Genomic DNA, 10,613 nt, shown 5'->3' with positions numbered 1-10,613 from the left:
GTTGGTGTTATGGCAAGACCCCGATGCACACGTTCCTGGACAGTGTGCCCTTGGCGAAGGAAAAAATCCTAGCGGCGTAAACCCGGTGAGGACTCGCTGTCTGTCCGATGAAGTCTTGACTTATACATTTCAATACAGTCCGCTCATACTATTCTCATACTATTTATGAGCGCTCATGGTTCATCACGCCCCTACTCATCAGCCGCTTAAAGTTGTCACTGATAAAGTAATAGTTAAATTATTGGCCGCGGCCTATTACTTTCAAAGTATCTTCTAAAGTGTTTTCTGTATCTATTCGTCTGTGTCTGGTTAACCATAGCTGAAACCTGGCCTAACTTAGGTTCATAATGATAAAACGTCGACTTCTTGCTGATCCGTTCGGCCCTTGCAAACCAGGTCCACACTCCGTAAGCTGATCCAAACCATGCCGTGTCTCATCTCCTAAATCACGTATGGCACCGCCCCCACGCGATTACTATCACATCCTCGGTATCCCCCGAACGGCTTCGCCGGACGACATTAAAAAAGCCTATCGCCGGCTCGCCCGCCAGTACCATCCCGATCTCCATACCGGGGCGAAGAAGGCCGAGATGGAAAAGAAATTTAAAGAGCTGAATGAGGCGCAGGAAGTCCTGACCGATCAGGAGAAGCGGAAGAAGTATGATCAGTACGGGGCCGATTGGGAGCAAGCGCAAGCCTTCGAGAAAGCTCGTCAGCAGGCTGGAAGACAAGGGTTTGGCGGGCCTTGGGGCTCCGAAGGAGATTACAGCCGTCCAGGAAGCGGCGAAGCCGGGAGCGAGCATTTCTCAGATTTTTTTGAAAACCTCTTTGGAAGTCGCAGCCGTGGCGGACCCGGACGTAGTGGAGCCGGAATGCCTGGAGAGGACATCGAGACCGACGTCCAGCTGGGGCTGCGCGAAGTGCTCACGGGTGTGACGAGGCGCGTGAATCTGCGTGAGCCTCGGACCTGCTCGACTTGTCAAGGAAGCGGCACCGTGCGTGGCCGATCCTGCGTAACCTGCCAGGGAGCCGGGATGACGACCGAGTCCAAAACCATTGAAGTGCGGATTCCGGCTGGAGTGCAAGACGGGACACGGGTTCGGGTTGCCGGAAAAGGCCAGCCGGGAACACATGGTGGAAAGCGTGGGGATCTGTATCTTCATGTGGTCATTCCGTCCGATCCCATCTTTCGTCGGCAAGGTTCAGACTTGCATGTCACGCTGCCCGTGTATCCTTGGGAGGCCATGCTCGGGGCTGAGGTGACGGCGCCGACTTTGACGGAGCCGGTGAAGCTCAAGGTTCCACCGGGCAGCAAGGCCGACGGGAAACTGCGGCTTAAGGGGAAGGGATTGCCCTCAGCTTCGGGTGGACCTGGTGATCTGTTCCTGACCCTGCAAATTGTCATGCCGTCCGGTCTGACCGAAGACGAACGGGTATTGTACGAACAGTTGAGCAAACAGCGGCATCCAGACCCGCGTTTGGATCTTCTCTCTAACGCCCAACGGCGTTGAACCCGAAACCAACGAGGTCGCCGACGGCAAGCGCCTCGCTTGCGTTACGCCGACCGCTATGGCAAGCTTCGAATCCAGGACCTCTCAACCAAGGAGGAATTCATGATATCTCTCACAAAGACGACGGCCGCCTTTGTCGTCGCGTCAGCCTGTCTGTTGACAGTGGACATGCCTAGTCTGTGGGCCAATGATCCGAGCTATGGTCATGCTGGAGGCGGTCACGGCGGTGCTCATGGTTATGGCAAGGGAATGATGCATAGCGGGACCGGCCACCTGATCCGACATCTGCTCAAGCACGACAAGGACATTGGGCTTACGGCGGATCAGGTCGCCAAACTGAAAGACATCCAGCTCAATCTTGACAAAGCACGGATCAAGGCCGAAGCCGACATCCAAATCACAGAGCGTGAACTCAAGGCGCTGACCGACAATGAACAGACCGATCTCGCCGCGATCGAAACCAAGCTGAGACAAAGTGAAGATCTGCAAGTCGGGCTGCGGATGACATCCATCAAGACCCGTCGCGAGGTGATGAGTTTGCTGACTCCGGAACAACGAGCGAAGGAACAGTCCGAGCACACCAAGATGATGGGTCAGCCCAAGGGCCATGGCACCCCCCATGGAGGCGCGATGCCGTACGGCACGAATCCGCATGGTGCCTCTCCTCACGGGGCCAACCCGCACGGCAAGAATCCCCATGAAGCCGCGCCCCCAACTCCACCCAGCAACATGTCAGCGCAGTAATGGGACTACGAACACCTATGCAGAAAGCAGTGAAGCTACAGAGTCATGATCTTTTGGTTGGGGCCGGCCGTGCGCCGGCCAGAGCCATGTTAAAAGCCGTGGGTTTTACGGATGACGACCTGTCGAAGCCCCTCGTTGGCGTGGCCAATACCTGGATCGAGGTCATGCCGTGCAATTTTCACTTACGGCGGCTTTCTGAGCGAGTGAAGGCCGGGATACGAGCGGCCGGCGGGACTCCGATCGAATACAACACCATCGCGGTGTCCGATGGGATCTCGATGGGAACCGAAGGGATGAAAGCGTCCTTGATCAGCCGCGAGGTCATCGCGGATTCGATCGAGCTCGTCGCCCGCGGGCACTTGTTTGACGCTGTCGTCGCCCTGTCTGGTTGTGACAAAACCATCCCCGGAACCGTCATGGCTCTCGCTCGGTTGAACCTGCCGTCGCTCATGTTGTACGGCGGCTCGATCATGCCGGGACAGTTTCAAGGACATGATGTGACCATTCAGGATGTCTTTGAAGCCGTCGGCAAACATGCGTCAGGAAAAATGACCGATGCCGAGCTGAAGGACTTGGAAGACCACGCGTGCCCGGGGCCTGGGGCCTGTGGCGGTCAGTTCACCGCCAATACGATGGCCATTGCCTTTGAATTCCTCGGCATTTCCCCGATGGGTCGCAACGGAGTGCCCGCCATGGACGGACGCAAAGACGATGTCGCCTTTGAGTGCGGCAAGATGGTGATGGAGCTCGTGAAGCAGAATCTACGCCCTCGCCAGATTATTACTCGAAGATCCTTGGAGAACGCCATCGCCGCCGTTGCCACGACCGGAGGCTCGACGAATGCCGTCCTGCATCTCCTCGCCATCGCCCGTGAGTCAGGGATCAAGCTGAGCATCGACGACTTCGACAAGATCAATCGCAAAGTCCCCTTGCTGGCCGACCTCAAGCCAGGGGGTCGCTTTGCTGCCGCCGATCTGTATGCGGCAGGCGGCACAACTCTGGTGGCCAATCGATTGCTCGAGGCCGGGCTCCTCCATGGGAATCAGCCCACTGTCACCGGTCGAACAATCGGTGAAGAGGCATCACACGCTCGTGAAACACCGGGACAGCAAGTCTTGCGTCCCCTCGCCCATCCCATCAAAGCGACAGGCGGCCTTGTCATTCTGAAGGGCAATTTGGCGCCGGACGGGTGCGTGGTGAAAGTCGCCGGGCATTCGATGACCAAGTTCCAGGGACGGGCAAAGGTCTATGATCGGGAGGAGGATGCCTTTGTGGCGGTCAAAGCCGGGCAGATCGAGCCCGGTGATGTCGTCGTCATTCGGTATGAAGGTCCGTCCGGAGGACCAGGCATGCGCGAGATGTTGGGCGTGACGGCTGCCATCGTGGGCGCCGGCCTTGGTGATTCCGTGGCCTTACTCACCGATGGCCGTTTCTCAGGAGCGACTCATGGATTGATGGCCGGGCACGTCGCCCCTGAAGCCGCGAAGAGAGGGCCGATCGCGGCAGTCAAGAATGGCGACACGATTACCTTCGATGTTCTCAAACGCCGTTTGGATGTGGCCCTCTCGCAGCGAGAAATCGCCGCTCGGCTGAAGAAGGTCAAACTCCCAGTGCCACGCTACACTTCAGGCGTGATGGGGAAATATGCCAGACACGTCTCGTCCGCCTCGGAAGGCGCCATCACGAGCTGAGCTTGACCGAATCAATCACCGTCTGACCCTCAGAAGACAGTCCTCGCCCTTCCTCGCGCCACCATGCCTGTGCTGGCTGAGGAAGGGCTCTCGTTCTGTTATTGAAAATCTCGTCGCTGGAAAATCACGCTCGCCAGGAGGAGAAGAAATGCCGCATAGATCAACCCATAGGCCGAGGTGAGGGCCATATCAGTCAGGCCAAAGTCGAGGTGGTGAATCACATGTCCTTTGAGGTTGAATCGCTCGAGATTCGGAAGCGTATAGTAAATGGCATTGACGACCATCTGGCTCACGTCGTCTAATTTCTTGGCGAATTCCTTGAGGTCACCGGACAAGTGACCGATCACATACACGGCAAGGGTAAAAATGGCGCTCAAGGTCGCGCTCGTAAACGTCGAAAAGAGAACGGCGACGGCGGTGATGACCATCAGTTCTAAAAAGATGAGAGCCAGGGATTGAAAAATAAGGCTGGTGATCGGCACCTCCATGATCTGCAACACGATTAATAACCCGGCCACCATCACGATGGTATTCGCCAATAACGTTATAACCAACCCACAATACTTGCCCACCAGGAACGCATATCGAGGAATGGGCTTCGACACGATTGTATAGATCGTCTTTCGGTCGACTTCCTTGCTCACGAGTCCGATCCCAACGAAAATCGCGATGAGCACGCCGAACAGGTTGATGCTGGCCAGCCCCAGGTCCAAAATCAAACGATGGTGATCGCCAAGCGTCAGCCTCGATAAGAGAATAGAACTCCCGATCATGAGCAAGGCAAAAAACAATAAATTGTACAGCAACTTCTCACGAAGGTTTTCGCGAAACGTGTTGATGGCGATGGAGAGGATTCTCATACGGCTTCCCTCAACTCCGGCTGTTTGCTCTTGACCTCTCGAATGAACAAATCTTCAAGTGATCCTTTCTGTGGGGTGAGTGAAACCAGCGTTGCCTTGGCGCCTCGAATGATCTCAAGAACCGACCCCACGTGCTGACGGCTTGGCAGCACCAGCAAGACCTGAGGTCCCTGAACGATGACGCGATTAGCCAGTTGACGCAGCCTCGCCAACCCTTCAGGGCCAAGCCCATCGATTACGACTTCGACCGAGTGAGTCGCGCCTTCATCTATCAGCTCACTGACGCGTCCGCACGCCACTTGCCGTCCTTTGAGAATAATGGCAACCCGATCACAGAGAAGCTCCGCATCATGCAGGATGTGGGAACTGAAGAAAATCGTCTTCCCGGATTCCTTCAGACGCAGGATCAAGTCCCTGATCTCTTTGCGTCCGATCGGGTCCAGGCCTGACATCGGCTCATCCAACACCACTAATTCCGGATCGTTGATGAGGGCCTGGGCAATCCCCACCCGCTGCAACATCCCTTTGGAAAACTTCCGCAACTGAAGATGGCGGGCATGAGACATCCCGACGAGCTCCAACAACTCATCGATACGTTTGCCTAAGGCCACTCCGCCAAGCCCGAAGAGATGGCCATAGAATTGGAGAAACTCAAGGCCGGTGAGGTAATCATAAAAGTATGGAGATTCCGGCAAAAACCCAAGCCGGGCCTTCGACTCCTGGTCCCCGATAGGGCGACCGAAGAGCCAGGCCTGTCCGCTCGTGGGATAGATCAGCCCCATCAGCATCTTGATCGTGGTTGTCTTCCCTGCCCCATTAGGTCCGAGAAATCCGAAGACTTCTCCCTGCCTGACCTCAAGGTCGAGACCCTCCAGCGCCGTCACCGGCCGACCCCAGAACCCGACTTTGAACGTTTTTGTGAGCCCTTCGGTCTTGAGTATACTGTCTGCGTGTTCCATGCAACCTCTATTCGATATCGCCTCGTGTAGCGAGAGAATCAGCCGGCACGTAGACCCCCATCCGTTCGTCGTGTGTGCTGCTGATGACCTTTCCGGTCTTCGAGTCATAGAGATAGTCACCACCATACGGCTCAAGCGGGATTCCAGGAAGTAACCCGGCTGATACGAGTTCCATGAGCGAAGCAGGTCTCCTCCCTTTCGAAGCAGTATACTGCCGGATCAGCTGTTCTAGCATTTGAAGATCTCGTTCCAGACTCACCCGTTTGATTCGTCGCTGCAGCTTCTCACGAACCAACTCATCGGTCGTCTGCTCAAGCATCGCCTCTAAAAACTCAAGCGCCACCTCAGGGTTCTTTCCTTGGACATAGAGCCGAGAGGCCAGCCTCGCGGTGTAATGAGGTGGGCCGATGGGAAACGGTCCAGGGATTCGAGCCGCCTGAGCCATATATTCGGCGGCCCGGAGATGATCACCGAGATGAAAAAAGTGGTTGAAACCCAATCGAAACGGAATCTGCCATGAAGCCGGATTAGGAACGAGTCCCTTTTCCAACAATTTATTGCTCAAGTCAACTCGCGTCGCCAATTCGGAAAGCACGACCCCTCCTGCCTCGTAGGCGTAAACATACTTGAGATCCAGGGTGGTGATGACATCGAGCGCGTGATAGAGCCATTCGTAGTCTTTGTCTCGCACGACGCGATCTCCGAGCACTTGCACGACCCGCAACCACAGAAGGTCCGCTCCGAGATGGTGATAGCCGAGCAACGCTGGGCGCAATACCTCTCCCCTCGGCAAGAGTCGAAGTTGTTCCAGCTTCGCGGCGCGGCCTTGACCGCGCTGTTCCAACAGGTATTGCATGGACAGACTGGCGCTGAGTAAGAGGATGAGAGCAAGAAAGGAAAGCAGGTGTCGACGTCTAGTACGAAGCACTTCGAATCTCATGACGCGATGCATGCCGAGAGGTGAGGTTCCGAGAAACGAGCTTCGAACGTACAAGCCGGTCAGGACTCACAGAGTCCTGACCGGACATTGCAGCCTGACGACAAGTTAGAATATGCTTTCGTTCGTCAGACAGTTGACCACGTTGCCGAGGTCCGACACTTTGAAATCGCCGTTGACAGCGTCGCCGTCCAGGTCACCGAGGGCTTGAGCGACGAATCCCAGCGTCGGGGCGTTACCAGGACCAGCTGCGAGAGCCGGACTACCGCAGGCACCCTTCACAGGGGTCGGCACACCACCAACCAGCAGCGTGGCCGCTGCGCTGGCAGCCGTCATATACTGGTAACGCACCGAACCGGCCGGCACCATGCCGATGTCACCATAGCGACCAATAGCTGTTGAAGGAGCGCCTGCGTTATCAAAACACCACACGGCACCACCAGGAGTCGGACCAGCAATACCACCAGCCTGTCCAGGCCACGCCACTAGTGCACCGTTGTTAGGAATTGCGGCAGGAGCGGCTACTGTGCTCATGAAGCACCGTTGCTCCGCCTGGAAGGCAAATTCCGCCGTCTTGATCGCGCTCAGGTTGGTCTTGGCCTCCGACGTCCGCGACCGCATCTGATACTGAATGAAGTTGGGAATGGCGATGGCCGCCAGGATCCCGATGATCGCCACGACGATCATCAACTCAATGAGGGTGAACCCCTCTTGTTTTCTCATTGCCTTCAACATCGTCCTGCCTCCTTGTTGATGGTTCACTGACGGCCATAACCTGCGGCGCTTCTGTTGCCGCCTACCGGTTGCTCTAGCAGGTTTGGTGCCGATCAATGACAAGGCCTAGCGTACCATCGATCCCTGATGATGCAACAACTTATGCGAAATCAGCGCGTGATCGATCCGGAAGGAGGCCGCGTTGCTTCCGTAATCTGCTCCGAAGAGCCAAGAATTGACACTTTTGAGCCCTGTCACCCCAGCGGATTGACACCCATCTCCGCGTGCTGCGTGCCCCTTCGAACGGCATTAGGACGAATAACCGGCGCCAGCCCACTATCAGTCAGTATGTTGAGGTTGTAAGAAAGAGACGACGAGCGATGGAGCTTTCTGAATGGACTACGGAGTGGCAACTGGACTGGGTGTCTTCTCTGCTTGGCTTGCTGGATCTGGTCCTCCTGATATTGATCGCCGGTTCGGACGATGCAAGGAGTCAGGCACGATAGTGTGCGGGCAAGAGAGATATTGGCTCCTGGCTTAGAACAGAGGATGCTTTGATTGGAAATGTTTGATGAACGATGTGTGAGGGGCAGCCCCCCCTCGCTTCAGACAAACCCGTTATCTTTAGTCAGCACCTACTTGTCTTCCGCCCTCTTGTCGGAGAGCGATCTCTTCAGACCTAGCAGCGGGGATAGTCTCCAACGCATGCGCGATCTCCTGCATTTCCTCGATGGCGAGCAGGATACGTTCCAGCGGTAAACGCGCCCAGCGGCGAAGTTGCTCACGGCGCGCGCCTTCGAAGCTGGTCACCCGCCAGTCGAATTCTGATACAGGCGATTCATTGTGCGGCATCATCTTCCAACCTCATGCGTAAGTGTTCAATGTCAATCCTATCCTGTTCCCGGCCGGCCGCTTCCGTCATCGCGATCAGAGTAGGGATACTGACGAACCGAACTTGTCCGGGATCAACTGAATAACGAAATCGGCATCCTTGGTAAAGCGCAGATAACCATGTGCATTCACCGCAAGCCCGCCGACGACCAGATATCGGATACCGGCATCATTGAGCGCTCGGACAATCGCTTCGAAGCTCGTCAGTTTCACAATACCGCCATCGTAGCGGATGTAAGGAGCGAATCATAGAATTTGCACGGTCTAACGAGCGAGGCAAGTAACAATCCTTGCTCTGTTGGTTATCTTGCTGATGAGGCTTTAGAAGATCATTTATGGCGTGGCTGGCTGAGTCTGCGTCTTCTCCGAACCGCGGCGCTTGGCTTGCTGGATGCGGTCTTCATTGGCTGGATTGGCCAGGCCCTGCTCGCGGAATCGTTGGAGCAACTTGTCATTGGAGGGATCGATCTCCAGTGAATGGAGCCAGGCATCCCGCGCATCGGACACTTTCTGCTGCTTCAAATAAATTTCCCCCAAATGCTCGTAGATAACGGGATCATCGCCGACCAGCGCCACGGCTTTCTTGATCTCCGTGAGCGCCTCGGCCAACATGCCTGATTGGTACAAGGCCCATCCCAGGCTATCGACATAGTAGCCGTTCTCCGGCTTCAGGGCGACGGCCCGTTTCGTCAGGGACAAGGCGTGGTCGATCTTGATGCCGCGCTCCGCATAACTGTACCCAAGATAGTTCAAGGCATCGGCGTGATGGGGATCGAGAGAGAGCGCCGTTTCCATGGCGCGCTCCACATCCTCAAACCGATTCAGCTTGTCGTAGGCCGTGCCGAGGTTGAAATGGAGATCGGCGTTCTTCGGATTGTGCCGAATCCCCTCCTCGAAGGCTTGTGAGGCCTTTTCGAATTGCTCGCTTTGAAAATGGGCTAACCCGAGGACGATGTGCGGTTCGGGCTGTTTCGGCGTGAGACGGACGGCTGTATCGAGATGCGTTACCGCCTCCGGAAATTGCTTGAGTCGATAAAGAAGCACGCCCAGATGCACATGACTGTCGGCAAACTTCGGGTCCAGATGAATGTTATAGCGATAGGTCTCCAGCGCCTTCGAGACGTCCTTGGTCTCTTCGTACAAGTACCCGAGATAATCTCTCACTTTCAGTTCAGCCGGCTTAGCCTTCAAGATCTCGGTCAGTTGGCTGATCGCCTTGGTGAACTCTTTCTTTTCTCCATAGATGAGGGCCATGCGTAACTGGGCATCGAGGTCGCCTGGATTGTCCTCCAACAGCCGTTCCAATTCCGCGAGACCTCCGGCGTAGTCTCTCGTTGAAACATACAACTGGACCAGATGTTGTCGAATATCCCTATTGCGCGGATTAACCTGCTGGAGATACTTCTTGAGGACGGCGATCGCTTTGTCCTTCTCCTGGCGTGATTCGTAAACCGACGCTTGAGCTAAATACGCGGGCTCGAACGCCTGGTTGATGGCCATGGCCCGATCGAAGTTAGCCACAGCCTGTTCGCTATTTCCCGCTTCGATTGATATGCGGCCCAAATAGTAGTAGCCGATCGGCGAATCAGCGGTATATTGCAACCCTTTTTTGACGACTTGTTCAGCCTCGGCCATGCGCTTCTGATTCAGAAGGATGAGTCCCTTCGGGAAGTAGGATTCCCCTCGTTCCGGATCGCTCTCGATAGCCTTGTCCAAGAGTTCTACGGCGCGTTCCGGCTTCCCCGCGCTGGCCAAGATGCCGGCCATGTGGATCAGCAGTTGCGGTTCCTGACCCGTTCCTTCTCCGACTTCATCCGCGTACTGCACCGCTTGAGTCGTATCGCCCAACGCGAAATACAGGGCAGCCAAGCGAGACTTGACCTCGCGAGATTTAGGGTCGACTTTCAGGGCGGCATGATATTCCTTCAATGCGCCGTCGAGATCTTGAGCGAGTTCTGCTTGGTGTCCCATCATGAAATGGTAGGTCGCGTCGGACTCCGGAGCCGGTGGCGGGAGTGGCCCCGTTGTGACGGGTGAAGGAACCGTGGCCTGTGACTGAGGCGCAGCGGCGCAGGCGATCATCGCACCAGAAAGAAACAGGAAAAGCAGCGTCGTCCCTAACAAGGGCCGACCATACCGACCGACCGACCGACTGTACAAACCCATTGGTGTGTTCCGTCTTTATCTTACATTAGGACAAGTAGAAGGCGAGCATGTGAAATGATTATACCGAGTGTTCGGGTGATGCGCAAACGACTCGAGCCAGGATGCTGAAAAATCTCCCGGCGGCGTTCCCCGCCTTGCCT

10 protein-coding genes are annotated in these 10,613 nt (G+C 55.9%); 3 read left to right on the top strand and 7 right to left on the bottom strand.

The genetic code is table 11. The features are described 5' to 3' along the window. Window positions 1-452 precede the first annotated feature (452 nt). The 3 genes from COMA2_RS11815 to ilvD all read left to right on the top strand — a co-directional run bounded on the left by COMA2_RS11815 (window position 453) and on the right by ilvD (window position 3,946). Window positions 453-1,511, top strand: coding sequence for a DnaJ C-terminal domain-containing protein (locus tag COMA2_RS11815; RefSeq protein ID WP_090898230.1), 1,059 nt, complete (start codon window positions 453-455; stop codon window positions 1,509-1,511). A 102-nt stretch (window positions 1,512-1,613) separates the two neighbouring features. Continuing rightward, complete coding sequence (locus tag COMA2_RS11810; protein ID WP_090898227.1) at window positions 1,614-2,255, top strand: Spy/CpxP family protein refolding chaperone; 642 nt, start codon at window positions 1,614-1,616, stop codon at window positions 2,253-2,255. 17 nt (window positions 2,256-2,272) lie between these two features. Then, complete coding sequence (ilvD, locus tag COMA2_RS11805; protein WP_090898224.1) at window positions 2,273-3,946, top strand: dihydroxy-acid dehydratase; 1,674 nt, start codon at window positions 2,273-2,275, stop codon at window positions 3,944-3,946. Window positions 3,947-4,044: 98 nt separating this feature from the next. Here ilvD and COMA2_RS11800 read toward each other — a convergent pair whose 3' ends face one another. The 7 genes from COMA2_RS11800 to COMA2_RS11775 form a co-directional block, all read right to left on the bottom strand. After that, window positions 4,045-4,806 (bottom strand): ABC transporter permease, encoded by a 762-nt coding sequence (locus COMA2_RS11800; protein WP_090898221.1) that lies wholly within the window; start codon window positions 4,804-4,806, stop codon window positions 4,045-4,047. Continuing rightward, window positions 4,803-5,765, bottom strand: coding sequence for an ABC transporter ATP-binding protein (locus COMA2_RS11795; RefSeq protein WP_090898218.1), 963 nt, complete (start codon window positions 5,763-5,765; stop codon window positions 4,803-4,805). Before COMA2_RS11795 ends, COMA2_RS11800 begins: the two co-directional genes overlap by 4 nt. 7 nt (window positions 5,766-5,772) lie before the next feature. Then, on the bottom strand, window positions 5,773-6,621 hold the full coding sequence (locus COMA2_RS11790; protein WP_139077307.1) for a hypothetical protein: 849 nt from the start codon (window positions 6,619-6,621) through the stop codon (window positions 5,773-5,775). Between the two features lie 189 nt (window positions 6,622-6,810). After that, complete coding sequence (locus COMA2_RS21110) at window positions 6,811-7,437, bottom strand: type IV pilin protein (protein WP_342672617.1); 627 nt, start codon at window positions 7,435-7,437, stop codon at window positions 6,811-6,813. A gap of 603 nt (window positions 7,438-8,040) precedes the next feature. Beyond that, complete coding sequence (locus tag COMA2_RS11780) at window positions 8,041-8,271, bottom strand: hypothetical protein (protein ID WP_090898212.1); 231 nt, start codon at window positions 8,269-8,271, stop codon at window positions 8,041-8,043. A 72-nt stretch (window positions 8,272-8,343) separates the two neighbouring features. Then, a complete protein-coding gene (locus COMA2_RS19810) occupies window positions 8,344-8,520 on the bottom strand; it encodes a hypothetical protein (protein WP_217490720.1) in 177 nt (58 codons plus the stop codon). Between the two features lie 120 nt (window positions 8,521-8,640). Next, window positions 8,641-10,473, bottom strand: a complete 1,833-nt coding sequence (locus tag COMA2_RS11775) for a tetratricopeptide repeat protein (RefSeq protein WP_090898209.1) — start codon at window positions 10,471-10,473, stop codon at window positions 8,641-8,643. Window positions 10,474-10,613 lie beyond the last annotated feature (140 nt).

Origin of the sequence: Candidatus Nitrospira nitrificans (assembly GCF_001458775.1) — a bacterium.
Lineage (GTDB): Bacteria > Nitrospirota > Nitrospiria > Nitrospirales > Nitrospiraceae > Nitrospira_D > Nitrospira_D nitrificans.
The sequence above is the reverse complement of the archived record's forward strand: the minus strand, read 5'-3'. Positions and strand labels throughout refer to the sequence as shown.